The sequence below is a fragment of the Enterocloster lavalensis genome (assembly GCF_046603895.1).
Lineage (GTDB): Bacteria > Bacillota > Clostridia > Lachnospirales > Lachnospiraceae > Enterocloster > Enterocloster lavalensis.
The window spans coordinates 4,498,523-4,523,694 of sequence record NZ_CP176637.1 but is presented as its reverse complement, the minus strand read 5'-3'; the positions used below and the strand labels follow the sequence as shown (position 1 = coordinate 4,523,694).

At 56.6% G+C, this 25,172-nt stretch carries 21 protein-coding genes and 1 pseudogene; 7 read left to right on the top strand and 15 right to left on the bottom strand.

All coding sequences use genetic code 11. From position 1 onward, the window contains the following. Positions 1–4: 4 nt before the first annotated feature. The 6 genes from ACK2JC_RS20160 to ACK2JC_RS20135 all read right to left on the bottom strand — a co-directional run bounded on the left by ACK2JC_RS20160 (position 5) and on the right by ACK2JC_RS20135 (position 4,203). Positions 5–631: a hypothetical protein gene (locus tag ACK2JC_RS20160; protein WP_320938587.1), complete on the bottom strand. Its 627-nt coding sequence runs from the start codon at positions 629–631 to the stop codon at positions 5–7. A gap of 270 nt (positions 632–901) precedes the next feature. Continuing rightward, positions 902–1,630: a PHP domain-containing protein gene (locus ACK2JC_RS20155; protein WP_320938588.1), complete on the bottom strand. Its 729-nt coding sequence runs from the start codon at positions 1,628–1,630 to the stop codon at positions 902–904. Then, positions 1,627–1,959, bottom strand: coding sequence for a hypothetical protein (locus tag ACK2JC_RS20150; RefSeq protein ID WP_092364443.1), 333 nt, complete (start codon positions 1,957–1,959; stop codon positions 1,627–1,629). The genes ACK2JC_RS20155 and ACK2JC_RS20150 overlap by 4 nt, the downstream gene beginning before the upstream one ends. After that, positions 1,934–3,349, bottom strand: coding sequence for a [Fe-Fe] hydrogenase large subunit C-terminal domain-containing protein (locus tag ACK2JC_RS20145; protein ID WP_320938589.1), 1,416 nt, complete (start codon positions 3,347–3,349; stop codon positions 1,934–1,936). The genes ACK2JC_RS20150 and ACK2JC_RS20145 overlap by 26 nt, the downstream gene beginning before the upstream one ends. Positions 3,350–3,358: 9 nt before the next feature. After that, positions 3,359–3,781: an ATP-binding protein gene (locus ACK2JC_RS20140; RefSeq protein ID WP_024735862.1), complete on the bottom strand. Its 423-nt coding sequence runs from the start codon at positions 3,779–3,781 to the stop codon at positions 3,359–3,361. 74 nt (positions 3,782–3,855) lie between these two features. After that, positions 3,856–4,203, bottom strand: coding sequence for a DRTGG domain-containing protein (locus ACK2JC_RS20135; RefSeq protein WP_320938590.1), 348 nt, complete (start codon positions 4,201–4,203; stop codon positions 3,856–3,858). Positions 4,204–4,577: 374 nt separating this feature from the next. Between ACK2JC_RS20135 and ACK2JC_RS20130 the strand changes: the two genes are divergently transcribed. Genes ACK2JC_RS20130 through ACK2JC_RS20110 form a run of 5 tightly spaced genes read left to right on the top strand, consistent with a single transcriptional unit; the run spans position 4,578 to position 9,612 of the window. Further along, positions 4,578–5,072: a complex I 24 kDa subunit family protein gene (locus ACK2JC_RS20130; RefSeq protein ID WP_092364434.1), complete on the top strand. Its 495-nt coding sequence runs from the start codon at positions 4,578–4,580 to the stop codon at positions 5,070–5,072. A gap of 4 nt (positions 5,073–5,076) precedes the next feature. Further along, the gene (locus tag ACK2JC_RS20125; protein ID WP_107435342.1) at positions 5,077–5,634 is read left to right on the top strand and encodes a sensor histidine kinase; all 558 of its coding nucleotides are present in this window, start codon (positions 5,077–5,079) and stop codon (positions 5,632–5,634) included. A 30-nt stretch (positions 5,635–5,664) separates the two neighbouring features. Further along, a complete protein-coding gene (locus ACK2JC_RS20120) occupies positions 5,665–6,042 on the top strand; it encodes a (2Fe-2S) ferredoxin domain-containing protein (RefSeq protein ID WP_007715771.1) in 378 nt (125 codons plus the stop codon). Positions 6,043–6,057: 15 nt separating this feature from the next. Continuing rightward, a complete protein-coding gene (nuoF, locus tag ACK2JC_RS20115) occupies positions 6,058–7,848 on the top strand; it encodes an NADH-quinone oxidoreductase subunit NuoF (RefSeq protein ID WP_107435341.1) in 1,791 nt (596 codons plus the stop codon). A gap of 18 nt (positions 7,849–7,866) precedes the next feature. Further along, entirely contained in the window at positions 7,867–9,612 is a 1,746-nt protein-coding gene (locus ACK2JC_RS20110; RefSeq protein WP_092364426.1) for an NADH-dependent [FeFe] hydrogenase, group A6, read from the top strand. An 88-nt stretch (positions 9,613–9,700) separates the two neighbouring features. Here the strand turns inward: ACK2JC_RS20110 and ACK2JC_RS20105 are convergent, their stop codons facing one another. Both ACK2JC_RS20105 and ACK2JC_RS20100 read right to left on the bottom strand, forming a co-directional pair. Continuing rightward, positions 9,701–10,027 carry a helix-turn-helix domain-containing protein gene (locus ACK2JC_RS20105; RefSeq protein WP_320938429.1) on the bottom strand — a complete coding sequence of 109 codons (327 nt, stop codon included), beginning with the start codon at positions 10,025–10,027 and terminating at the stop codon, positions 9,701–9,703. 3 nt (positions 10,028–10,030) lie between these two features. After that, a pseudogene (locus ACK2JC_RS20100) lies at positions 10,031–10,327 on the bottom strand (cyclic nucleotide-binding domain-containing protein); the annotation flags it as partial. Between the two features lie 88 nt (positions 10,328–10,415). Here ACK2JC_RS20100 and ACK2JC_RS20095 point away from each other — a divergent pair. Then, entirely contained in the window at positions 10,416–11,390 is a 975-nt protein-coding gene (locus tag ACK2JC_RS20095; RefSeq protein WP_320938430.1) for a nucleoside hydrolase, read from the top strand. Positions 11,391–11,504: 114 nt separating this feature from the next. Then, positions 11,505–13,139 (top strand): AAA family ATPase, encoded by a 1,635-nt coding sequence (locus ACK2JC_RS20090; protein WP_320938431.1) that lies wholly within the window; start codon positions 11,505–11,507, stop codon positions 13,137–13,139. A gap of 135 nt (positions 13,140–13,274) precedes the next feature. On the opposite strand, the gene ACK2JC_RS20085 is transcribed toward ACK2JC_RS20090, so the two are convergent. The 7 genes from ACK2JC_RS20085 to ACK2JC_RS20055 all read right to left on the bottom strand — a co-directional run bounded on the left by ACK2JC_RS20085 (position 13,275) and on the right by ACK2JC_RS20055 (position 25,082). Continuing rightward, positions 13,275–15,068 (bottom strand): NADH-dependent [FeFe] hydrogenase, group A6, encoded by a 1,794-nt coding sequence (locus tag ACK2JC_RS20085; protein ID WP_276850269.1) that lies wholly within the window; start codon positions 15,066–15,068, stop codon positions 13,275–13,277. Positions 15,069–15,147: 79 nt separating this feature from the next. Then, complete coding sequence (locus tag ACK2JC_RS20080) at positions 15,148–18,276, bottom strand: NADH-ubiquinone oxidoreductase-F iron-sulfur binding region domain-containing protein (RefSeq protein WP_331681320.1); 3,129 nt, start codon at positions 18,274–18,276, stop codon at positions 15,148–15,150. A 4-nt stretch (positions 18,277–18,280) separates the two neighbouring features. Then, complete coding sequence (locus ACK2JC_RS20075; protein WP_092364412.1) at positions 18,281–18,793, bottom strand: complex I 24 kDa subunit family protein; 513 nt, start codon at positions 18,791–18,793, stop codon at positions 18,281–18,283. Positions 18,794–19,318: 525 nt separating this feature from the next. Further along, positions 19,319–21,973 carry a sensor histidine kinase gene (locus ACK2JC_RS20070; protein ID WP_368271419.1) on the bottom strand — a complete coding sequence of 885 codons (2,655 nt, stop codon included), beginning with the start codon at positions 21,971–21,973 and terminating at the stop codon, positions 19,319–19,321. Between the two features lie 19 nt (positions 21,974–21,992). Beyond that, complete coding sequence (locus tag ACK2JC_RS20065; RefSeq protein WP_024735879.1) at positions 21,993–22,703, bottom strand: response regulator transcription factor; 711 nt, start codon at positions 22,701–22,703, stop codon at positions 21,993–21,995. Between the two features lie 351 nt (positions 22,704–23,054). After that, entirely contained in the window at positions 23,055–23,807 is a 753-nt protein-coding gene (locus ACK2JC_RS20060) for a hypothetical protein (protein ID WP_368271418.1), read from the bottom strand. Positions 23,808–23,828: 21 nt separating this feature from the next. Further along, positions 23,829–25,082 (bottom strand): alkyl/aryl-sulfatase, encoded by a 1,254-nt coding sequence (locus ACK2JC_RS20055; protein WP_368271417.1) that lies wholly within the window; start codon positions 25,080–25,082, stop codon positions 23,829–23,831. Positions 25,083–25,172 lie beyond the last annotated feature (90 nt).

Below are 25,172 nucleotides of genomic sequence, written 5' to 3'. Positions count from 1 at the left end.
CCTCCTATTTCAGATTGATCCCGGTGATGGACGGCTGGCCGTCCACGTTATTAAAAATAATATTGTTCTCATTTCCCATGATCACGCCTGCACCGAACTGCTCCAGCGTAGCAGGGTCGGTTTCCGCGATCTCCTTTAACATGCTCTCGGTAAACAGCTTGGCCGTATCCAGGGCGATAAACGCCTCCTTGTTGTCAATCTCGGAGCCCTCTCCCTCGCTGAGGGAAACGTACACCGGGTACGCGCAGAGATCCGCTAACGCTTTGATGTCCTTGTCCGCAACAGCCTTCTGCACCTTTCCGGCAAAGGTCTTGATCTCCTCTGCAGTCAGATCCTCCGCCTGTTCGGAGACGTCGTCGGCCTCGTCGCCGGTGTTGACGGTTTCATCCGCGGTGTCACCGGCAGCTTTGCTCTCCTCACCGGCAACGGACCCGGACTCGCCTTCCGCCGCGGTGGTGCCGCTCCCGGCCTCGGTTGTTCCGGCCTGGCTTTTAGGCGCAGCCGTGTCGGAAGCCGCCTCCGCGGTCGTCTCCACCGCCACCGTTGTTGCGGTTGTATCCTTACTTCCACAGGCGGTGATCGCCACCGCCGCCATCATTGCAGTTCCCAAAATAACCCATTTCTTTTTCATAATTCGAACATCTCCTCTTTTTTCAAAATCAAACTTCACAGTGGTTTGCAAGCCGCTATTGCCGCTCCCCGTTCCGAAACCCTGCGGCCTTCCGGGGGAGCCGGCCCGCTCTATAATTCACGCCGCGTCCGGCGATACATACTAAAATAGGAGGCCATGACCCAAAAGTCAAGACCTCCTGTCCACAATTAAGCTTCTCTTAAACGAACCTTAAAAATATGACGTTTTTGTTGCCAAAAATTTCATAATTTCCGATGCAACTTTTTAGAATCATAAAAATACCGGCCTCTCCAACAGCGCGGCCACCACCCCGGCCGGGGACCGCTCCTCCACCTGAATCGTCAGCTCCGGCTCGTTGATGTGCTCCAGATAATGGGCGTCGGAGTTGCTGATGATCCGGCAGCTCTCCAGGTACGGATTGTCCCGCTTCAGCCCGTGGAGCTTCTTCAAATCCTTCACCTCCGCCGTGGTAAACCGGCTGTCCGGCGGGATAAAGCCCAGGTTGGCGATCAGGCTGTTGGCCGTCTTGTCGATGTGGGCCGGGAACATGACCCCGTCGTAGCCCCGCACCAGCTCCCACACCCCGTCGAAGGATATCTCCGTGGCGTTGATCAGCAGGTTGGGCTCCGTGCCGCAGACCTGATCCGCCAGGTCGTATAGTTCCTGTTTTCCAAATATTTCCTCTTTGTTTGGAAACTTGATCAGCCGATCATACACATACCGGTCAAACTCCAAAGCCGCCTCCAGCGTCGGGAACAGGCAGACCGCGTGGACCTCCTCCGAGGTGTTGATCTCCATGCCCGGCACCGCCAGCACGCCGTATTCCTCAGCCGCGGCCAGAAAGGCCGGGCAGTTGCGGCAGGAGTTGTGGTCGGTGAGCGCCACCACGTCCAGCCCCTTAAGCGCCGCCATACCGGCGATATTGGCGGGCGTCATGTCGTCGTCCCCGCAGGGGGACAGGCAGGAGTGGATGTGCAGGTCGTAGGTCAGATTCATCATCCCAGCAGCCCATGAACCGCCAGCGCCGCCTCAAAGATGGGCAGCTCCGTGGCCAGCACGGTGATCCCCTGCTCCACGGCCTTCTTCGCCGCCACCTCGTCCAGGGCCGCGCCCTCGGCCAGAATCACGCAGGCCGCTTCCGTCAGCGTCGCCACGGCCAGCGTGTTCATATTCCCCATCACCGTCACCCAGGCGCAGCCCGCCGGCGCCTTGCCCATGGCGATGCTGAGCAGATCGCAGCAGAAGGGCTTCGTAATCTCCCGCTCCGGCTCGTCGCCCAGGTTCACCACCCGAAACAGCTCCCTATTCACCAAATCCTGTACGGTCATCCTTCTCATCCTCTTTCTTGTCCAGCAGGGACATCTCGTCGGAAATCCGCTGCAGATATTCCTTGATCAGGTTCAGCGTCTCCTTGCCGCCCTTGTTCTCCTCCAAATCGTCGGCCAGCCCGGAAATCTCCCCGGACAGCTTGTGCAGATTTTCCCGCAGATAATACACGCAGTCCCGCTCGCTGGCATTTCCCCGCACAATATCCTCGGCCAGGGCCTTGCAGGTGGGCGCGCCGCAGGAACCGCAGTCTAAACCCGGGAACTTCTTCACCAGCCGCTCCACCTGGTTCAGCCGTGAAAAGCTCTCCATCAGATTGCCGCCCAGGCTGAACACCGGCTCGTACTGGACCCCGGTGGTCCAGCGGATCATATCCTCCGGGTTGTCGTCCATGTGGCTTCTGGCCACGGGCATGTACTTGCGCAGCCGTTTCAGCTTCACCTCCGCCACGTAGGGGTTCTCCACCGTCAGCACGCCGCCCACGCAGCCGCCGTTGCAGGCGTTGAGCTCCACGAACCGCAGGTTGGTGAACTTCTGGTCCTCCATGTCCTCCAGCACCCGGATCACGTTCTCGATGCCGTCCGCCGCCAGGTAACTTTCCGTGAACAGCCCGCTGGCCTCGCCGCCGCTGTGGCCCCAGCTGATGCCGATCTTGCCCGCGGTGCCGATCTGGGGGTAGTCCTCCTGGGAGCCCACCGCCTTCATGCAGGCCAGAAGCTTGGGGTATACGTCCTTGATGGCCAGCACCTTGTCCACCTCGCTCTTCTCCGTGCCCAGTGGGGCCTTGGCGTAGGTCACCTTGGAGGGACAGGGGGAAATGAACATGATGCCGATCTTTTCCCTTGGAAGCCCGGTCTGCTCCATGGCCCGGCGGGCCGCAAGGACCGCCGCAACCTCTACCGGCGGGTTTAAGGGCAGCAGGTGGGGGATCAGGTTGGGAAAACGGACCCGGATCAGGCGCACCACCGACGGGCAGGCCGTGCTGATCAGTGGAATCTGCCCCTCGTGCTCGGATATGTATTGTCTGGTAGCCTCGCTGACCAGCTCCGCAGCAGCTCCAACCTCGAACACGTCGTCGAATCCCATACGGATCAGTGCGTTCAGCACAATATTTACGTCGTCCAGATTGTTGAACTGGCTGTAGAGCGAGGGGGCGGGCAGGGCCACCGTGTACTCGTACTGGCGCATTACGTCCAGCTTGTCGTAGGTGGCGTGCTTGGCGTGATGGGGACAGACCCGGATACACTCGCCGCAGTCGATGCAGAATTTATTGTTGATGCTGGCCTTACCACCCCTCACCCTGATGGCCTCGGTGGGACACCGCTTGATGCAGTTGATGCAGCCCTTGCACAGGGCCTCATCCAGCCTTACGGAATGATAAAACTTATCCATTTAATCGCCTCAAATCTTTACTGTCATTGTGATGGTGGTGCCTTCCCCCAGACGGGTGTCGATCTCCATCTGATCGGAATACTTTTTCATGTTGGGCAGACCCATGCCCGCGCCAAATCCCAGGGACCGGATCTCGTCCGGCGCGGTGGAATACCCGGCCTGCATGGCCAGCTCCACGTCCGGGATACCGGGGCCAACGTCCGCCAGCACCATGCGGATCTGCTCCGTGGTGATCTCCACCGTGATCTCCCCGCCTTTGGCGTGAATCACCATGTTGATCTCGCCCTCGTACATGGCGATGGCCACCTTGCGAATCGCGTCCGGGCTCACGCCCATCTGTTTGAGCTTGCGCTTCACGTCGCTGCTGGCCTCGCCGGCTCTGGTAAAATCGTCCGGTGAAATGTGATAGGTTAAAATGATCGCGTCATCCATAATTGTTCCCTTCATTCATCAATCGTCGTTCTGTCACCCGAAACGGCGGCCCGCCTCAGGCGAATCCCGGAATATCAGATCGCCCCGGAGTGGAGCCCCGCCGAGTAGAGCATGCCGCAGGCGGAAAACATGCGGTGGCCGGTGGCCATCACGATGAGCCCCCGCTCCTCGGCCATCTCCAGCATGGCCTCGTCCGGCTTCTTGCCGCGGACAAAGATCAGGCAGACAATGTCCAGCATCTCCGCCGTGCGGATCACCTGCGCGTTGCACAGGCCCGTCAGAAGGATGGAGTGATCCTTGGAAAACGCCAGCACGTCGCTCATCATATCCGAGCCGCAGGCCGACCGGACCTCCCGGTCCAGATGATCCTCCCCCACCAATACCCTTGCGCCTAAAATGTCCCTTACCTCTCTGACTGTCATACGTTCCTCTCCCTCTTAATAGTCTGGACTTTCCTCTATATTCCGCCCGCCAGTTTTTCCCGGGGCGTGAAGATAGTTCAATGGTTTAACAATCTTGCCGCTTCCGGCATGAAAATACCGGATTTTATTCCAGATATTCCCTCCGGAAGTCCGTCTCTCACGAACGTAGTGTCCGTCTCACGCGGTCTTTCCATGTATTGGATTTAATACAATATAGTCTACCATCCATTCTATCGAATTTCAACAGGTTTCCCGGCCTTTTTCCCCATAATTATCGTTAGATTTTTCACAGTAACGGTGGATTTTTTTTTCATTTTATGCTAAAATACTGGTACATTGCACAATGTACAACTAGTGAGGAGGTTTAATTAAAGATGGCTTGCAAAAAACAAACCGTTCCTTTTGCAGGAACACCTGAGCAGGAAGCGCAGCTGAAAGCTGTGATCGCCGAGCTCAAAGATCAGCCTGGTTCCCTGATGCCGGTTATGCAGAAGGCCCAGGACATTTATGGTTATCTTCCCATCGAAGTACAGACCATGATATCCGACGAAATGGGTATTCCGCTGGAAAAAGTCTACGGAGTATCCACATTTTATGCCCAGTTCGCTTTACAGCCCAAGGGCAAATACAAGATATCCGTCTGTCTCGGTACGGCCTGTTACGTAAAAGGCTCCGGAGATATCTTCAGCAAACTGGAAGAATTGCTGGGCATCACCAATGGTGAGTGCACGGCAGATGGCAAATTCTCCCTGGATTCCTGTCGATGCGTCGGCGCCTGCGGACTGGCACCCGTTATGATGATCAACGGCGAAGTGTACGGCCGGCTGACCGTGGACGATGTCCCCGGCATTTTAGCCAAGTACAACTAAGCCTATGATGACAGAAATTTCGTTAAATGTACTGGACGTGGCGGAAAACTCCACGCGGGCGGGCGCTTCCCTCGTCACCATCGAGGTAAATGTCAGCCACCCGGATGATACGCTGACCGTTGTCATTAAGGACGACGGCTGCGGAATGACCGAAGAGCAGGTCCAAAGGGTAATCGACCCGTTCTTCACCACCCGCACCACCCGCAAGGTCGGTCTCGGGGTACCGTTTTTCAAGCTCGCCGCGGAGAGCACCGGCGGACACTTCCATATTGAATCGGAACCCGGAGTGGGAACTACTGTGACAGCTGTCTTCGGGCTGTCCCACATTGACCGCATGCCTTTGGGAGATATCACGAGCACCATCCACAATCTGATCGTATATCATCCGGACACGGACTTTATCTACATATACCGCTACGATGGCGCGGAATTTACGCTGGACACCCGCGAGATGCGGGAGATCCTGGGCGGAATCCCCTTAAACACGCCTGAGGTCGCCGGTTACATTTTGGAATATCTGACGGAGAACAAACAGGAAACAGACCATGGCGCGGTTATTTGAGCGCCCATTCCCAAAGGAGGATAATCAGACATGAAAACTCTTGCTGAATTACAGGCAATCAGAGAGAAAATGCAGAGCCAGGTTAACCTGCGCGCCGAGGACCACAACCACATCCGCGTGGTGGTGGGTATGGCTACCTGCGGCATCGCGGCAGGCGCAAGGCCGGTTCTGAATACACTGGCACAGGAGGTTCAGACCAGAGGCCTGACCGACAAGATTTCCGTTACCCAGACTGGATGTATCGGCTTATGCCAGTACGAGCCCATCGTTGAGGTCATGGAGCCCGGGAAAGACAAAGTTACCTACGTTAAAATGAACGCCGACAAAGCCGTGGAAATTGTTGAGCGCCACCTGATCGGCGGCCATGTGGTGGAGAAATACACCATGAGCGCCGCGGGACTTAAATAAAAGGAGGGAAGCACCATGTATCGTTCACACGTGTTAGTCTGCGGTGGTACCGGATGTACTTCCTCCGGAAGCCCGCAGATCATGGAAGCATTAAATTATGAAATCAAGAAACAGGGACTGGAGGACGAAGTGGCGGTGGTCGAGACCGGATGCCACGGACTCTGCGCCTTAGGCCCCATTATGATCGTTTACCCGGACGCCACCTTCTATTCCATGGTTCAGCCCGGAGATATCCCGGAGATCGTGTCCGAGCACCTGTTAAAGGGCCGCGTTGTGACCCGCCTGCTGTACCAGGAGACCGTAAGCCCCACCGGCAGCATCAAGGCCCTGGCCGACACGGATTTCTACAAGAAGCAGCACCGCATCGCCCTGCGCAACTGCGGCGTGATCAACCCCGAGGACATCGAGGAGTACATAGGCACCGGCGGCTACCAGGCCCTGGGTAAGGTTCTGACCGAGATGACCCCCGACCAGGTCATTCAGACTCTGCTGGACGCAGGCCTTCGCGGACGCGGCGGCGCTGGCTTCCCCACCGGCTTAAAGTGGAAGCTGTGCAAACAGAACGACGCGGATCAGAAGTACGTCTGCTGTAACGCCGACGAGGGCGACCCCGGCGCGTTCATGGACCGTTCCGTGCTGGAGGGCGACCCCCACGCGCTGCTGGAAGCCATGGCCATCGCAGGCTACGCAATCGGCTCCAACCAGGGCTACGTCTACGTGCGTGCGGAGTACCCCATCGCTGTGGACCGTCTGACCATCGCCATCAACCAGGCCCGTGAGATGGAACTGCTTGGCAAAAACATTTTCGGAACCGGATTTGACTTTGACGTGGATATCCGCCTGGGCGCAGGCGCATTCGTCTGCGGCGAGGAGACCGCTCTGATGACCTCCATCGAGGGCAAGCGCGGCGAGCCCAGACCCAGACCTCCGTTCCCGGCTCAGAAGGGCCTGTTCGGAAAGCCCAGTATCTTAAACAACGTTGAGACCTACGCCAACATCCCGCAGATCATCTTAAACGGCCCCGAGTGGTTCGCCTCCATGGGTACCGAGAAGTCCAAGGGCACCAAGGTGTTCGCTCTGGGCGGCAAGATCAACAACACCGGCCTGGTGGAGGTTCCCATGGGCACCACCCTGCGCACGGTTGTGGACGAGATCGGCGGCGGCATCCCCGGCGGCAAGAAGTTCAAGGCGGCCCAGACCGGCGGACCTTCCGGCGGATGTATCCCGGCTGAGCACTTCGACATCCCCATCGATTACGACAACCTGTTGGCCATCGGCTCCATGATGGGTTCCGGCGGTCTGATCGTAATGGACGAGGACGACTGTATGGTGGATATCGCCAAGTTCTTCCTGGAGTTCACCGTGGAGGAGTCCTGCGGCAAATGTACCGCCTGCCGCATCGGCACCAAGCGTATGCTGGAAATTCTGGAAAAAATTACCAAGGGCACAGCTCAGATGGAAGACCTGGATAAGCTGGAAGAGCTCTGCTACTATGTAAAGGCCAACTCCCTGTGTGGTCTGGGCCAGACCGCACCCAACCCCGTACTGTCCACCCTTCATTTCTTCCGCGACGAGTATGAGGCACATATCAAGGAAAAACGCTGTCCGGCAGGCGTATGTAAGGCGCTTCTGTCTTATGTCATCGACCGCGACAAGTGCCGTGGATGTACCCTGTGCGCGCGTACCTGCCCGGCAGGCGCGATTGTCGGCAGCGTGAAGAATCCGCACGTGATTGATCTCAACAAGTGTATCAAGTGCGGCGCTTGTATGGAGAAATGTAAGTTCGGCGCAATCTACAAGAAATAATACGGGAGGGAATAGACGATGGAGACAATTAATCTTAAAATCAACGGCATTGAAGTCGCCGCTCCCAAGGGTTCCACAATCCTGGAGGCAGCAAGACTGGCGCATATCGAGATCCCTACTCTGTGTTTCTTAAAGGAGATCAACGAGATCGGCGCCTGCCGTATCTGTATTGTAGAGTTAAAAAATGGCAAACTGGTAACTTCCTGCGTATATCCGGTTGAGGAAGGCATGGAAGTATTCACCAATACACCCAAGGTTCTGGATTCCAGAAAGAAGACCTTACAGCTTCTGTTATCCAACCACAACCGTTCCTGCTTATCCTGCGTGCGCAGCGGACACTGCGAGCTGCAGGAGCTGGCTCACGAGCTGGGCGTTGAGGATGAGGCTTACTACGACGGCGAGATCACCCCGTCCGAGATCGACACCACCGCGGCCCACATGATCCGCGACAACAGCAAGTGTATCCTCTGCCGCCGCTGCGTGGCCGTATGTGACAACGTACAGGGCATCGGCGTCATCGGAGCCAACCACCGTGGCTTCAAGACCAGCATCGGTTCCGCCTTTGAGATGGGCCTGGGAGAGACCTCCTGCGTATCCTGCGGACAGTGTATCGCGGTCTGCCCCACCGGCGCTTTGACCGAGAAGGACTACACCGGCGATGTATTCGCCGCAATCGCAGATCCCAAGAAGCACGTGATCGTGCAGACCGCTCCCGCGGTGCGCGCTGGTTTAGGCGAGGAGTTTGGCCTTCCCATCGGCACCAACGTGGAGGGCAAGATGGCCGCAGCTCTGCGCCGTCTTGGATTTGACAAAGTATTTGACACTGATTTCTCCGCGGACCTCACCATCATGGAGGAGGCCCACGAGTTTATCGACCGCGTACAGAACGGCGGCGTGCTGCCCTTAATCACCTCCTGCTCACCGGGCTGGGTAAAATACTGCGAGCACTATTTCCCGGATATGACCGAGAACCTGTCCTCCTGTAAGTCCCCGCAGCAGATGTTCGGCGCCATCGCCAAGTCCTACTACGCGGAGAAGATGGGAATTGATCCCAAGGATATCGTCAGCGTCAGCGTGATGCCCTGTACGGCCAAGAAGTTCGAGATCGGCCGCGAGGACGAGGCTGCCAACGGCGTGCCGGACGTGGACATTTCCATCACCACCAGGGAGCTGGCCCGCATGATCAAGAAGGCCGGCATCAAGTTCCTGTCCCTGCCGGATGAGAAGTTCGACGATCCGCTTGGCATCGGCACCGGCGCAGGCGTGATCTTCGGCGCAACGGGCGGCGTTATGGAAGCGGCCTTAAGAACCGCTGTTGAGACCCTGACCGGCGAGGAACTGCCCAAGCTCGACTTCACGGAAGTCCGCGGCACCGCAGGCATCAAAGAAGCCACCTACAACGTGGCTGGCATGGACGTGAAGATCGCGGTTGCCTCCGGCCTTGGCAACGCCAAGACTCTGCTGGAGAAGGTGAAATCCGGCGAGGCCGACTACCACTTTATCGAGATCATGGGATGTCCCGGCGGCTGTGTCAACGGCGGCGGACAGCCCCAGCAGCCCGGCTACGTGCGCAACACCACGGACATCCGCGCGCTGCGCGCCAAGGTTCTGTACGACTCGGATGTGGCCAACCCCATCCGCAAGTCCCACGAGAACCCCGCCATCAAGGAGCTCTACGCCACTTACCTGGGCGAGCCCGGAAGCGAGAAGGCGCACCACCTGCTTCACACCTCCTACGTGAAGAGGACCATCAATCAGCATTAATCCGTTTTTTGCAAGCACATAAAACAGCGAGGGCAGGGATTTCTCCCTGTCCTCGCTGTTTTTATGCGATGGTATCGCCGGTTCCGCCCTATTCCGCCAGAGCGGCGGCAAACCGTTCCTCGTCCAGAATATAAAATCGATGCGCTTCATACTTTACCAGCCCCTCATCCCGGCACTGGGCAAGGATACGATTTAAGCTGCGAAGGGGAGTGCATACCTCATTCATAAGCTGTTCTTTTGTCAAAACGCCCAGGCTCCCCAGCTGTTTATGACGGTACAGACAGTGCAGGACACGGCTTTTTAAGTCCATGGAAGCGCTCTGAATATAATGATCTGAATTCTCCGCGATCTTTAACGCCATCTGACGCAGCAGAAACTCGCTGAACCGATGGTCCTCCCTCATCCAGATTTCCACACCCCTTCTGGGGATTCTGACCACTTTGCACGGATTAACCGCCGAGACCCCCAGCGTGGTCCGGCTTTCACAAAACAACTCCACCTCGCCGAAACAGCCGTCTTTTTCATATCGATATAAGGAAATAAACATTCCATTTAATGTATAGATATAAACTTCCGCCGTACCTTCAAGCAAGAGAAACAGAGACGAATTCTGTTCGTCCGGTTGAAGGATACCGCTCCCCTTTGGGTATGTCCTGATATCAAAATAGGGTAGGACCTGTTTCGGCGCACTCTTTATCAATTCATGAACATCCATCTTTTTGTCACCTCTATGGTCATATGACCTATATTTCTCAATTACCCCTGACCTATAATGATACTATCATAAAAAAAGGAGCTTGAATATGAGAAAATTAATCATTGACACAGATTGTGGCAGCGATGACGCCGTAGCCCTGATCATGGCGTTAAAATCCAGGGAAATATCAGTGGAAGCCATAACCACCGTGGGCGGAAATGTTCCGGTGGAACTGGCTACCCAAAACGCGCTGATGACAATGGAGATTACCGGAGCGCAGATGCCGCCTTTATACGCCGGGGCTGCAAGGCCGTTGTTTCGCGACCTCGTTACAGCGGTAAACGTACATGGCGAGGACGGCATGGGTGATTTAGGGCTGATCCATCCCGCGGGAAGGGCAGAGACGGAACATGCCGCAGATGCCATTCTCCGAATTGTAAAGACCTACCCGGATGAAGTCGAAATTGTAACCATCGGCCCTGTGACGAACATTGCCCTGGCTATTATGAAGGACCCTGCAGCCATGAAGCGGGTAAAGCATATTTACAGCATGGGAACCACCGGCTTTGGGCCAGGCAACTGTACTCCCGTCTCAGAATTTAATATTTACGTTGACGCGGAGGCATTCCATCGCATGATTACGGCCGGAATCCCTGTTACCATTGTCGGTTTTGACTTATGCCTGGGGGATTCAGTTCTGACAAAGGAAGATATGGAAATGCTGATGAACAGCCGGAAAGAAGAGGCTGTATTTTCGGTAAAATGCAACCGCCTGCTGGCAGAATACAATTTAGCCGCCCATAACCAGTATTTCGTGGACCTCCCGGACGCGGTGGCAATGGCTGTCGCGCTGTGGGACGATATCGCAATCGAAAAAAAGGCGTGCTACGCACATGTCTGCCTGAAGGAGGAGGCGGCTTATGGACAGGTTATTTTCAACGACGGCTCAAAGCTGGCCATCCAGGAAGGCTTCGGGGAACACGCACCCAATGTGGAGGTGTGCACGAAGCTCAATAATGCGCTTTATAAAAAGAGATTGTTGTCGTTACTCATGGAAGAAAACACCTGCTACACGGTCTGAAAATGTTATTGTAAGGCTTCCATGGACCCGTTGTAATTAGCCTGTTAATCTGGTACTTTTTATGGTATGATGAACATGAAATGCATTTGTTGTCCGAAAGGAGGCGCCGGTTACATGGCTTTGAAAAAGAAATTGCCAATCGGTAATGATGAGTTCCGCGAGGTGCGGGAGCTGGACTATTACTATGTAGATAAATCGCTGATGATTCAGGAATTCATTGAAATGGGTGATAAGGTGGCGCTCATCGCCCGGCCGCGCCGGTTCGGAAAAACCCTTAATTTGACAATGGTGAGGGAGTTTTTCGATATTACGGCAGACAGCCGGCCGCTGTTTGAGGGGCTTGCCATCATGGATACGCCCTGCGCCTCGCAAATGAATACCTTGCCGGTTATATATCTGACGTTTAAAAATTGCAGGGGCGTAACCGTGGAGGAACTGATTTTTACGTTAAAGCGGGAGCTGCTGCGGGAATATCTGCGGTATGCCGGTATCGTGGAAACGCTGCCTGAGGGTTCATTTGAGCGGGAAAATTTTTATGAGATTCTGGACACGCTGAAGGACAAGAGTTCATCCTATATCTATCTGACAAACTGCCTGGTTGACCTGACATCCATCGCGGCGGCTTGTTTTAAAGAAAAGCCCATTATGCTGATTGACGAATATGACCAGCCCATTATGAGCAGCTATGAGTATGGCTACCACGACGAACTGGGGGCGTTTTTTTCCACGTTTTACGGCTCCGCCATGAAGGGGAATTCGAACCTCAGGCAAGCGCTCCTGACGGGAATTCAGAGAGTTGCCAAGGAGAGCATTTTTTCACAATTTAATAATCCCCAAATTTATACTGTGATTGACCGCGAGTACGCGCCTTACTTTGGCATGACTCCTTCGGAAGTGAGTCAACTCCTGAGGGAATACGGATTGGAGCTGACCGATGAAGTCAGGAAAATGTATGATGGATATCTGATCGGCGGGTACGAGGTGTACAATCCTTGGTCCGTTTTAAATTATGCGAAGCGGGGAAGCCTGGAAAATTATTGGGTGAAAACCTCGTCCAACTTTCTGGTGCGCAAAGCCCTGTCCCACGCGGACAAAAACTTTTGGGATCGGTTCGATGAGCTTGCAGCGGGTAAACCTGCCACCGTCTGGCTGACATTGGACACTTCCTTTGTGGAACGGGAAAGCAATTACAGCCTGTGGGGATTGCTGGCCAATGCGGGGTATATTACGGTGGTCCAGCGGCTCGATTCAAATTCCGCAGTGGTGCGCATTCCCAATGATGAAGTGATGGCGGAGTTTCAGATGCTGGTTACAGAAATTGCTGGGATCGACGGGCAGGATTTAAACCGGATGATGTCCTGTCTGATTCAGGGAGATATGGACACCTTCTTTTCTCTGTACAAAGATATTGTAATCTCCTGCACCAGTTATATGGATGCCAGGGAAAATGCCTACCATATGCTGTTTTTAGGTATGTGCATCACGTTGCGCGGGAAATATGAGGTGACCAGTAACCTAGAAGCCGGATACGGGTGGAGTGATATTACCCTACGAGCTTTGATACCGGAAAAGCCCAATATCATTGTTGAATTTAAGCAGGGAGAAGATATTGAAAGCCTGGCTGAGCAGGCGCTGCGACAGATTATGGAGCAGAAATACTATCATGGATTGAAGGGAAAAACAATCTGTGTCGGCCTGGCTCATGATAAGAAAAGATGTCATATTGATCACAACATGATTGAAATTTAAGGTATTTCCAGCCTGCGGGTGATCTGTCATCTGCCAGGCAGCACTTGGACTTCCTGAAGAAAAGGCGGCGAACCCGGACCTAACCTCCGTTTTCGCCGCCTTTTTCATCTGATCAAATCTCCGTTACCCAGATTTTTACTGTTTTTCCGCGTCCACCAGCTGGTTATACTTCCCTCTCCCCACATAATGGGTATGCAGCAGATGGTGGGCCAGATGCCCATTGGGTTCGCCCAGCCATTCCCCGTACAGTTTCATCAGATCCGGGTTCTCGTGGGATTTGCGCAGAACCTTGCGCTCGTCCTCGCTGTAAAGCGCCCTGGCCCGCTTCTCGCGGTAATTCTCCTCCGTGCACCGGGGCTGGCCGCCGCCGTTGATACAGCCGCCCGGGCAGCCCATCACTTCGATAAAATGGTAGGGCGACGTGCCCTCGGCCACTTCCTTCATCAGCATGGAAGCGCCTTCCAGTCCGCTGGTTACGGCGATGTTCACCGTGACGCCCTTCAGATGTTCATAGGCGGGCAGGGTGTTCTCAATGGTGATGGACGCGGTTTTTACCTGCTCTAATCCCACGATAGGGGTCACGTGGAGCTGTTCAAAGGGCAGCTCCGATCCGGTCACCACCTCGTAGACCGTGCGCAGGGCCGCTTCCATCACGCCGCCGGTGACGCCGAAAATGTCGGCCGCGCCGGTACCCAGCCCCAGGGGGGCGTCGAACTCGCCCTCAGGCAGGTTCACAAAGTCGATGCCGCACTTCTTGATCATCCGGGCCAGCTCCCTGGTGGTCAGCACCGCGTCCACGTCGCGGATTCCGTCCACCTCCATCTCGGGCCTCTGAATCTCATACTTCTTGGCCGTGCAGGGCATCACGGACACCACGAACATATCCTCCGGCTTCGTCCCGGTCTTTTCCGCGTAGAAGGTCTTGACCACCGCGCCCATCATGGTGTGGGGGCTTTTGCAGGTGGACAAGTGGTCCAGCTCGCCCGGGAACTGGTGCTCGATGTGCTTGATCCAGCCCGGAGAGCAGCTGGTGATCATGGGCAGCGCAGCCTGGCCGCCCGTGAGCGCCGCGTTCAGACGGCCCAACAGCTCCGTGCCCTCCTCCAGGATGGTTAAGTCCGCGGAGAACAGGGTGTCAAACACGTCGTCAAAGCCGATCTCATGGAGGGCCGTAGCCATTTTCCCGGTCACCGGGGTGCCGCAGGGCAGGCCGAACTCCTCGCCCAGGGCGGCGCGGACCGCGGGGGCCACCTGGACAATGACCCGCTTGCCCGGGTCGGCCAGGGCCTTCCAAACCGGCGTCAGACCGTCCGTCTCCTGGAGCGCTCCCGTGGGACAGACCACGGTGCACTGGCCGCACATGGCGCAGGCCGTGGAGTTTAAGGGCAGGCCCATGGCCGGGCTGATCACGGTGTCGAACCCGCGGTTCTGGGCCTGGATCGCGCCCACCTTCTGAATCTGGGCGCAGGCCGTGACGCAGCGGCGGCACAGGATGCATTTGCTGGTGTCCCGGGTGATGGACGGGGAAATGTCAACCTTTGCCTTGGACATGGCGCCCTCGAAGCGGCTCTCCGTCACGCCCAATTCATAACCCAGCTCCTGGAGTTCGCAGCTCTGGTTGCGGTTGCAGCTCAAACAGTCCTTGGGGTGGTTGGACAAAAGCAGCTCGTAGAGGACCTTTCTGGCGGCCAGCACCTTGGGGGAGTGGGTTTTCACCTTCATCCCCTCCCGGGCCTTCACCATACAGGACGCCTGCAGGTTCTTCATTCCCTCCACTTCCACCACGCAGATCCGGCAGGAACCGTACTGATGGACATTTTTCATATGGCACAGGCTGGGCACCTTGACGCCGGCCGCCTCCGCCGCTTCCATGATGGTGGAGCCATCCGGGACCTCCACCGGTTTTCCATTTATTGTCAAATGTAACATATTGTTTTTCCTCCTGGCATTGATCTCATTAAGGGTGCGCTTGCGGTTCGCTCTGCGCCATAAAGCGCGGCGAGCGCTCTCAGCGCCGGTCGCAGTGCAGGCAGCGCAGGGATTCTCCCATGGCGTCAAGCTGGTGGTAGCCGCAGTTTACTTCCCGGAAATTGTCCTTGCGCTCCTCCGGGCTTAAGTTCCTGGTGGCGAAACGGTTGTGGGGTTCGCTTACCTCCAGCTCGATCTGGGGAATCTCAAACCACTGTCCCACGTTGAGCTGGCCCTTGCCGCCCAGGTACTGGTCGATCTTCATGGCTGACTGCTTGCCGTCCGCGATGGCCTGGATCACCACATTGGCGCCCCAGGGGCTTACGTCTCCGCCTGCGAACACGCCCTTTTCCGCGGTCTGGCGGGTGAAGCGGTCGATCTCCAGCTTTCCGCTGCGGTCCGCGGCCACATGGGTGGTCTTGTAGACCTGATGGTCCACATCCTGGTTGATGGCGGTGATCACGCCGTCGCACTCCACATTGAACTCAGAGCCGGGCACATGGGCGGTGCGCCTGCGGCCGTCTCTGCCGTAATCGGTTTCCTGACGGCGGACCAGACGGATTCCGGTCACCTGTCCGTTTTCGCCCAGAATCTCCACCGGGGAAGCCATGGTGATGATCTCCACGCCCTCTTCCCTGGCCTCCTCGATCTCCTCGGCACCGGCGGGCATCTCCTTCTCCGCTCTGCGGTAGACCACCGTAACTTTGCTCGCACCCAGGCGGACCGCGGTTCTGGCCACGTCCATGGCCGTGCTGCCGCCTCCGATGACCACCAGCTGATCCGGCACGGTCAGATCGCGCTTTAAGCCCACGCGCTTTAAGAAGCCAAGTCCGCTCTCCACTCCGGCCAGGTCCTCGCCGGGTACATCCAGCAGGCGGGACACCTGGGTTCCGGCTGCGATATAGATAGCGTCGGACTGCGCTTTCATCTCGTCAAAGCTCAAATCCGTGCCGATGCGGGTGTTCAGATGGATCTGCACGCCGCTTTTCTCGATGGCGTGGATTTCCTTCTCCAGCACCTTCTTTGGCAGGCGGTATTCCGGGATGCCCCAGTAGAGCACGCCGCCGGCCACGGACTCGGACTCGTAGACATGGACCTCGTGGCCCAGGTTTGCCAGGTAGTAGGCGCAGGTCAGGCCGGAGGGACCCGCTCCGATTATGGAAACCTTCTTGCCGGTGGGCGCCAGGGGCTCCACCAGCGGAACATTGTACTCGTCCCGCAGCGCGTAGTCGCCGATAAAGCGCTTCAGGGAACAGATTGCCAGCGGTTCGTCCACCTGAGCCCGGCGGCAGTGGGACTCGCAGGGGTGGGTGCAGACGCGGCCGCAGACTGCCGGGAACGGATTGTCCTGGCGGATCAGGCGGTAGGCGTCGTCGATGCGCCCGGCGGCCAGCAGGGACATGTAGCCGGGGATGAACACATTAGCCGGACACGCGTTGCGGCAGGGCGAGGTCTGAAGCTCCGCGCACACGCCCGCGCTGCAGTGCTTGTCGTAGATGTGGGCCTCGTACTCGTCCCGGAAATATTTCAGGGTGGAAAGCACCGGGTTGGGGGCGGTCTGGCCTAATCCGCACATGGCGGTCTGCTGGATGGTGCCCGCCAGCTCCTCCAATAAGTCCAGATCGCCGGGTTCGCCCTTACCCTCGGTGATGCGCTCCAGGATTTCCAGCATGCGGCGGGTGCCATTGCGGCAGGGCAGGCATTTTCCGCAGGACTCGTCACAGATGAAGTCCATGAAATAGCGGGCCGTGTCCACCATGCAGGTGTCCTCGTTCATGACGATCAGGCCGCCGGAACCCATGATCGCGCCCAGCTTGGCTAAGGACTCGTAGTCCACCGGGGTGTTTAAATGCTCCTTGGTGAGGCAGCCGCCGGAGGGACCGCCGGACTGGATGGCCTTGAATTTCTTGCCGCCGATGATGCCGCCGCCGATCTTGTAGATGATGTCGCCCAGGATGGTGCCCATGGGGACCTCGATGATTCCCGCGTTGACGATGTCTCCGGCCAGGGCGAACACTTTGGTGCCCGCGCTCTTCTCCGTGCCGAACTGGCGGTACCACTGGGAACCGTTTAACACGATGGGAGCCACGTTTGCCAGGGTTTCCACGTTGTTGATGATGGTGGGGCTTTCGAACAATCCCTTCTCGAAGGGGAAGGGCGGTTTCTGCCTGGGCTCGCCGCGTTTTCCCTCGATGGAGGCCAGCAGAGAAGTCTCCTCACCGCAGACAAACGCGCCCGCTCCGATGCGGATCTCTAAGTCAAAGCTGAAATCGCTGCCCAGGATGTGCTCGCCCAGAATACCGGCGGCCCGTGCCTGATCAATGGCATTTCCCAGGCGTTCCACGGCGATGGGATACTCCGCGCGCACGTAGACGTAACCCTTGGAAGCGCCGATGGCGTAACCGCCCAACATCATACCTTCGATGATGCTGTGGGGATCGCCTTCCAGCAGGCTGCGGTCCATAAATGCGCCCGGATCGCCCTCGTCGGCGTTACAGACCATGAACTTGCGCCCGTCCCCGGACACGGCCTTCATGCCCGCCTCCCACTTCACGCCCGTGGGGAAGCCCGCGCCGCCGCGGCCCCTGAGGCCCGCGTCCTTGACAACGGTCACCACGTCCTCCTGACTCATGCCGTGAAGGGCCTTGGCAAGGGCCGCGTAACCGTCCCGGGCCACATAGGCTTCCAGGGAGGAGAATTCCATCTGGCCGCAGTTGCGCAGGGCGATGCGGATCTGGCCCTCGAAGAAACCGATGTTCTCCATTTTAGGCACATGGATGCCCATGTCGTCGTCAAAATATGTATACTCCTCGCAGATCTGATCGTTCACCAGGTGTTGCAGCACCACGTTCTCCACCTTTTCCGGGTCCATTTTCGTGTAGAACACGCCGTCCGGCTGAACCAGGATCACGGGGCCAAGTGCGCAGGTGCCCATACAGCCGGTGACCAACACCTCCACCTCGTCCTCCAGTTTGTAGGTCTTAAGCGCCTCGAACAGGGCGTCCTTCACATCCTGGCAGTGGGAGGAAATGCAGCCCGCGCCTCCGCACACCAGCACCTGCCGTTTGTACTGGCTGCGGCGGGCCAGGTATTCTTTTTTAATCGCGGCCAGATCGGCGGCGCTCTTTATGGTCAGGTTTTCCCCGGATTTTTCATTCATTGCACCCATCGTCTCAATCCTCCTCATAGTAGCGTTTCAGAATCTGTTCCAGTTTGTCTGGGTTCACCTGTTTGTAAACCTGGTCGTCGATGGACATGGCTGGAGCCAGGCCGCAGGCGCCGATGCATCGGGCCACCTCAAAGGTGAACAGCCGGTCCTTGGTGGTCTCGCCGATCTCTACATCCAGAAGTTCCTTGATCCGCTCCACAATCTTTTTTCCTCCCCGCACATAACAGGCGGTGCCGAGACAGACCCGAATGGTGTGCCGGCCTCTGGGCTGGGTGGAAAAGAACGAATAAAACGTCACCACGCCTGCAACCTCCGCAAGCGGGATATCCAGCGTGTCCGCGATCACCCTCTGAACCTCGATGGGCAGGTAGCCGTAAATCCCCTGGGCCATGTGCAGCACCTGGATCAGACTCCCCTCTTTTCCTCTGTACTCCGCCGCCAGCTCTCCGATTCGCGCAAGCAGCGCAGCCTCGCTGTGATCGCATTCACAGCAGCATGTACGCGTGTTTTCACCCATTGCTCAAATTCCTCCTCTTTTTCCTATATTCCCTTTGTGTTGTGGAACGTTTCCGGCGGCTGCAGTCCGCCGTAGCGCCCCGGATGTGGCGGCCCCCCGCGGCGGCCTCACACCGATGTATTGTGAAAAATTATACAAAGTTAAAGCGGGAGCAGCCCAAATGGACTGCTCCCGCAACGAAAATATCCCTGTATAATTTCTGCACGCATGTTCGCAGCGACTCGCTTTCGATATCGCCTCCGGTACTGAACAAACAAATCAATCATACCGCACCTCTGCTCTGATTTTAGTTTTCGTACTTGTTATTTTTTATACAAAAATTTTTATGGTGCCTATATTTTTTTGTATAATCCTGATATAGATTTGATGATAGCATAACGGATTGTATCTGTCAAGATACAATCCGTGGGATTTTTATATAGGGGTATATTGATTTTGCCCTGGTAATATAGTTAAAATACCAGTATGCAGTTGAGAATTCAGCTTTGCAGCCGTCGAAATCTCATCTATAATGCTCTCGTTTCATCACGGCGTCTCCCGCTCCTGTTCCTTCCCATCATCCAAAACCGCGTTCCATGCCTCATCCTGCCCGAAATCCCATTCCGCTTCCGGTTCCGGGTCTTTGGTCTGGGCCTGTTCCCGCTGTTTCGCGGCTTCTTTTGCCCGGGCGGTTTCCCGTTTCAGCTCCTCTTCCCTAGCTTTGGTCCGCTCGTGGGCCGCTCTGCGCTTTGAGGCTTTGGAGAATTCCCGGCCCATCTTGCCGGTCGCCTCCCCAGCTTTGCGCCGGACGATTTCCCGGAGGCCGCCGCGAAAGCCGCGCGCTCCCCGCTCGATCTCGTCGCTGCCGGAACCGTCGCTGCCGTCTCCGCCGCCGTTCCAATCGCCGCCGTCATTTCCGTTATTTCCGTCATTTCCATCATTTCCGCGCTCCGCGCCATCCGGCTTCTCCTCCATACGCTTGAAACGGATCAGCACCCGGAACAGGTCTCCCTCCACGGACACTTCCATGGTTCCGTCCTGGAGCTCCGTAAAGCTTCTGGCAATGGCCAGGCCCAGGCCGGAGCCCTCGGTGTTGCGGGAGGCGTCTCCGCGGACAAAGCGCTCGGTCAGCTCCTCGGGGGACACATTCAATTCTTTGGCGGAGATGTTGCGAAGTATAATGGTCACTGTTCCGCTCTCGTCCTCGTCCAGACTGATGTAGGCCCTGGTCCCCGCCATGGCGTATTTGGTAATGTTCACCAGCAGGTTTTCAAAAATCCGGTAGGTTCTCTGGCTATCCAGATAAAGAATGATCTTCTCCTCCGGCAGCGCCCAGCGGAATTCCACGCCGCTGGCCTCCATACGGTCGGACAGCTCCAGCCGCACCTGCTTGATCAGGCTGACAATGTCCACCGGGCCACGGTTCATGGTGACCGCGCCGCTGGTGGCCTTGCTGACCTCGAACAGATCCTCGATCAGCACCTTCAGACGCATGGACTTCTGGTCCAGCACCTGAATATAACTGGTCCGCTCCTCCTCGGTGATGCCCGGCTGCTTTAACAGATTCACATAGGTGATAATGGCCGTCAGCGGGGTTTTCAGGTCATGGGACACGTTGGTGATCAGCTCGGTTTTGGTGCGCTCGCTCTTCACCTCCTGCTCCACGGCCTTCTTAAAGCCCTGGCGGACGCGGGTCAACTGCTCCTTTAAGGGATTGAACAGTCCCAGATCTTCCGGAACATCCACATCCAGATCGCCCTTGGCCATCTGATTGATCATTTCCAGCAGCCGGTTGTATTTTCCTTCCATCTCATCCCAGTATCTGCGGATCAGGAAGAACAGCACCAGAGAGTAGATCACCAGCGCCACGATCCCGAAGAACCACAGGCAGGATATCAGGGTCAGTATAATAAAGTTGGCGATCACCGCCTTGCCGATGGCTTTGCTGGAATTGGAGTGCCAGTCGGTCTCATTGAAGGGGTTCAGGCAGCGGCACACCCAGCGCTTCACAAAGCAGCAGAACCGCCCAATCCATGTGCGCTCTTTGATATAGCGCCACAGTCCCAGGGAAAATACCGCCCGCAGGCAGGTGATTCCCCAGTAGAACATGCCGTAAACCACAATCCAGAAGAGAATGTTGATCACCAGAACCAGTACGCTTGCTGCGGGTACGGCCATGTGGGTCCGCTCCAGCTCCCGCTGCAGGTTTCCGTTGTGGGTGAGGGCGATGAGCGCTCCCGGCAGGCTTCCGTCTCCCAGCATCACCAGCCAAAGGGTTCCCAACATAATAACCGGTTCAAAATTCACCCGGCACAGGGCGCTCCGCCCGATCTGTAAGGATTTAAAGGCCGGCAGCACCATAGCCAGCATGAACAGCACGCCGCACATGGCAATTTCCACCATATAAAGCGATCCGTCGTAGTTTAAGTCGTACGGCCCCAGCATCGGATCGGCTTCCCGGATCCGGTTTCCGGAGAATTCGGTGGGACTGCATTTAAATTCAAATTTTACATTCTTAGGGCCTGAAAACTCTACGCCGCTGTAGCGGTAATCCGCGCCCAGACGGTTCGCGATTGGGTCGTAGAACTCATACTGCGCCAGGGCCTGCCGCATGCGGTCCTGATCTCCGACCTGATCCATGGAATCCACCTTCAGCGCTCCGGAGGACGTGAAATGAATATTGATCAGCATTTCATCCCCTTTGGTTCCGCCGAATTCCAGGTCGGGATTGCTGACGTTGCTGCGCAGCAGATTGCCGTTCTCATCCATCATCCTGTATTTCAGGCGGCCGGTGTAAATTTGGGAATAGCCCCGCCACTCGTCGCCCGCGCTGTCCATCGTCTCCATCAGTGAAGCGTAAAAACCCGCATCGTACTGGGAATCCCTCTCCACCACGGCCGCTTCATCTCCGTTGGCGTCCTGGAGTATGTCCTGCTCCTTCTGCGCCTCCCGCAGCTTTCCTTCCAGCTCCGGCAGGAACACCTGGGAAGGGGTCAAAAGCCGTCCTTCCTCCTCCTGCACCTGCTCTCTCCACGCCTGGTAGCAGCTGTTCATCATCTGAAGCGCCAGGTCGTTCGACACGTTGTTGATGTAATTATCCTTGCGCTGGGCCTCATACCGCTCTTTATACTCAAAGGCCCGCTCCACCAGATAGGGATAGAGGCCCACGGTTGCCGCTGATGTCAGCAGCACTGCTATCATAATGATAATAATTCCCAGGCTATGCCTGCTTTTCGATTTTGTATCCAACTCCCCACACCACCTTTACATATTTTGGTTCCTTCGGGTTCACTTCGATCTTTTCGCGGATGTTGCGGATGTGCACCATCACGGTGTCCGTGTTGATGGCACGCTCGTTCCAAACCCGCTCATAGATTTCATCCGCCGGGAATACCCGGCCGGGATTCTGCACCAACAGCAGAAGAATCTTGTACTCGATGGGCGTCAGCTTTACCGGCTTATCGTCCACCGTCACCTCCACGGTGTCCTCGTTGATTTCCAGACCTCCCAGGCGGTGGATCTTGGAGTTTTCCGGCTGCTGGCGGTTCAGGCGTTCCATAAATCTCCTGTAGCGGCGCAGCTGGGAATTCACCCTGGCCAAAAGCTCCATAGGCGTGAACGGTTTGGTAATGTAATCGTCCGCTCCCATGTTCAGCCCCAGAATCTTATCCACTTCCTCCGACTTGGCGGAGAGGAAAATCACCGGGAAATCGTACATTTCCCGCAGCTTCACCACCATGGTGATCCCATCCATCCGCGGCATCATCACATCCACAATAGCCAACTGTACTTCCTCCTGCTCCAGAAGCTTAAGGCCTTCCAGACCGTCCGCGGCCTGAAATACCTGATAGCCCTGGCTCCTCAAAAAGATCTCCACTCCCTCTCTGATTTCTTTGTCATCTTCAACCAGTAAAATCCGGTCCGCTCCCATGCTCATTCCCTCCTGTTTACATTCATTATCCTATCAGCCAATTCCAAAGTCCTTCGGCAGAAAAAACAAAAGAATTTCTAAATTTTATCGTAACAGTTCAGGACAGCGGGAAAATTGGCGAAAAAAGGGGCGCCACGCTCGCTTGTAAGCAGCTTTCTAGCCCGTTTTTCCATTGGATGTCCTGAACTGTTACATTTTGTCGTTACCCGTCCATTCTACCACAAAACGGCCGGGGCCGCACTATCAGAAGTATTCCCGGATGCGGCCCGTTGCATTAAAAAGGATATCCCTGCCGCATGCCCGCAGCCCGGGATATCCTTTCGATTATGATTTCATTATTTTATTGACTGCTTACCGCAGCAGAACGACGCGGTCCCTGGCCGGGAACCGGGCGCTAAGGCCCATGCACCAAAGGCGGTAGTGGGGCAGAAAGGGGTTATCTTCCGGCGCGCCGTTTAACAGAGGCCACTGGAGATAGTAGGAGAGAAAATAATCGTTGCTGATGTGGTAGAGCGGCTCGGACAACAGTTCGGCCAGCTCCTCCAGGTTCTCCTGATATTCCAGATCCATAAACCAGTCTCCCAGTGCCTCCCGGACGTCCAGCTCCGGTATGTCCGCGCCGTGGATCCAGGCCTGGCGCAGTTCCTCCTCGATGGCCGCAGCCTCCCCGCCGGTGGGAAATTCGATCTCAGCGTCTTCATCCAAAAGCTGCGGTTCCTCAAGCTCCTCCTCAAAAATCCGGTTCACCGCCCGGATATAGTCCTTCGCCGCCTCCCGGGCCGCCTGAACGTCAATCTCCGGGCGGGTGAAAAAGTAACCGGCATAGGCGGTCTGACCGCCGGAGATGATGGTCTGAGCCGTATCTCTGGTTCGGGTGTCGATCTCCTGCAGCTGCCGGAGCAGATTCAGGCCCGGCTGGCCGTACAGGGCAAAAATCGGGCGCAGCCGCTCCATTTCCCCTCCCCGCAGATCCTGGAACAGAAAGGGAGCCACCGGCTCGGAGTCGCAGGCGTATTTGTGCGCGGAAAACGCCGCCGCCAGCACCGGGTCCCGGTCGATGAACGCCAGCCAGGACTGCGGCAGATATTCACGGTATTTGTCCATGCTTCAGCTCCTTTCCGCGGTCTAAATCTCGTTTGCGCTGCAAATGTAATAGTGGCGGGCGTTGGCCGAGGTCATTTGCGCCGAGCGTGCCAGCAGCGCCCTGCGCTTTACTTCTTTCATCTGCCCGCTCTGCGCTTCCCCATCCAGCAGTTCCAAAAGCTCCAGCGCCAGCTGGCTCTCTCCCTTCTCAAGGCAGGACTGGGCTTTCGCAAGCACAACATCCGGGCCTCCGGCCAGTTCCAGCACGGCCGTAGAAAACTCCCGCCTGGGACAAGGCATAAGGTGGGCCGCATCCCCGTCGAACCAGCCCACATAGCCGTTGTAGATGCCTTTCACCGACCATTCCACCGTGCCGTAATATTCGCCCAGATACTCCTTGTCCCGCAGTTCTTCCGGCAAACGCACCGACTCCACCGTTTCCGCCAGCGTCAGGCCGCGGCCCAGGCAGTCCAAAGTCTGGTCAAACACCGAGGCGATGGCATTTTTAAAATTCCCGACCACCTCCTGAATCCTGCCGCGGCCCATTAACGGCGCCGTGTGCCCGGGCAGGAGGGCTTCGGCCGGGTATGACAGAATCTTCTCCAGGGTTTTGATCCACTGGGCGATATCCCGGTACTGGGTGCCGCGGATGGCGTACAGGTTGGGCCAGCAGCCGTAGTAATTATCCCCGCTGATCATCACCTTGTCCTCCGCCAGCCAGACAAACAGCTGGTCGTCCGTCTCGCCCGGGGCCGCGGTCAGCTCCATGGTCACGCCGTCGATGGTGCGGGTCATGGTATCCACGTCATAAACCGTGGTGGGCGGCATGAAATCATAGACGCCGTCGCCCACAGCCTTCCCCTCCCTGGGTCCGATTCCCTGGGAAATGTTCTCCTCATCGGTCAGCTCGTAGCCGAACTGGAATCCTCCTCTTCGATTCAGAGCCGCAGCGATGCGCCCGTAGCCGTCCAACGGCTCGGTCCGGGCTTTGAACGCGATGATTTCCTCAACCGTGTCCCGAAACGCCCCTGCGCCGCCCCGGTGGTCCGGGTGGGAATGGGTGTAAATAATGGTCCGCACCGGTTTGTTTGTGATTGTCACAAGCTCCGCCCTCAGGCGCTTTGCCCGCTCGTCGGAATCCAGCGTATCCACCAGAATCACCGAGGTTTCCCCGATAATGGCGGTGGCGTTGCTGTGTCCCCATCCCAGAAAATGGTAAATACGGTCGTTGACTTTCGTCACCTGCTTCTTGTATTGTTCTTCCGTAAACTTCCGAAGTTTCTCTTCACCTGTCATAGTTTTTCTTCTCCCGAATTGATGAATATTAATAGATAGGTATCTGTTCAGTACCTTCACAGATACAAGCAAAAATCCATTTAAAATCGA

Bases quoted from the DNA above. Each gene is read 5' to 3' on its own strand.
- ACK2JC_RS20060 (WP_368271418.1), bottom strand. From the start codon at position 23,807: ATGGACAAATACCGTGAATATCTGCCGCAGTCCTGGCTGGCGTTCATC.
- ACK2JC_RS20120 (WP_007715771.1), top strand. From the start codon at position 5,665: ATGAAAACTCTTGCTGAATTACAGGCAATCAGAGAGAAAATGCAGAGC.
- ACK2JC_RS20080 (WP_331681320.1), bottom strand. From the start codon at position 18,276: ATGGGTGCAATGAATGAAAAATCCGGGGAAAACCTGACCATAAAGAGC.
- nuoF (WP_107435341.1), top strand. From the start codon at position 6,058: ATGTATCGTTCACACGTGTTAGTCTGCGGTGGTACCGGATGTACTTCC.
- ACK2JC_RS20095 (WP_320938430.1), top strand. From the start codon at position 10,416: ATGAGAAAATTAATCATTGACACAGATTGTGGCAGCGATGACGCCGTA.
- ACK2JC_RS20145 (WP_320938589.1), bottom strand. From the start codon at position 3,349: ATGGATAAGTTTTATCATTCCGTAAGGCTGGATGAGGCCCTGTGCAAG.
- ACK2JC_RS20125 (WP_107435342.1), top strand. From the start codon at position 5,077: ATGATGACAGAAATTTCGTTAAATGTACTGGACGTGGCGGAAAACTCC.
- ACK2JC_RS20150 (WP_092364443.1), bottom strand. From the start codon at position 1,959: ATGACCGTACAGGATTTGGTGAATAGGGAGCTGTTTCGGGTGGTGAAC.
- ACK2JC_RS20055 (WP_368271417.1), bottom strand. From the start codon at position 25,082: ATGACAGGTGAAGAGAAACTTCGGAAGTTTACGGAAGAACAATACAAG.
- ACK2JC_RS20065 (WP_024735879.1), bottom strand. From the start codon at position 22,703: ATGGGAGCGGACCGGATTTTACTGGTTGAAGATGACAAAGAAATCAGA.
- ACK2JC_RS20130 (WP_092364434.1), top strand. From the start codon at position 4,578: ATGGCTTGCAAAAAACAAACCGTTCCTTTTGCAGGAACACCTGAGCAG.
- ACK2JC_RS20085 (WP_276850269.1), bottom strand. From the start codon at position 15,068: ATGTTACATTTGACAATAAATGGAAAACCGGTGGAGGTCCCGGATGGC.
- ACK2JC_RS20160 (WP_320938587.1), bottom strand. From the start codon at position 631: ATGAAAAAGAAATGGGTTATTTTGGGAACTGCAATGATGGCGGCGGTG.
- ACK2JC_RS20135 (WP_320938590.1), bottom strand. From the start codon at position 4,203: ATGACAGTCAGAGAGGTAAGGGACATTTTAGGCGCAAGGGTATTGGTG.
- ACK2JC_RS20070 (WP_368271419.1), bottom strand. From the start codon at position 21,973: ATGATAGCAGTGCTGCTGACATCAGCGGCAACCGTGGGCCTCTATCCC.
- ACK2JC_RS20110 (WP_092364426.1), top strand. From the start codon at position 7,867: ATGGAGACAATTAATCTTAAAATCAACGGCATTGAAGTCGCCGCTCCC.
- ACK2JC_RS20155 (WP_320938588.1), bottom strand. From the start codon at position 1,630: ATGATGAATCTGACCTACGACCTGCACATCCACTCCTGCCTGTCCCCC.
- ACK2JC_RS20140 (WP_024735862.1), bottom strand. From the start codon at position 3,781: ATGGATGACGCGATCATTTTAACCTATCACATTTCACCGGACGATTTT.
- ACK2JC_RS20075 (WP_092364412.1), bottom strand. From the start codon at position 18,793: ATGGGTGAAAACACGCGTACATGCTGCTGTGAATGCGATCACAGCGAG.
- ACK2JC_RS20090 (WP_320938431.1), top strand. From the start codon at position 11,505: ATGGCTTTGAAAAAGAAATTGCCAATCGGTAATGATGAGTTCCGCGAG.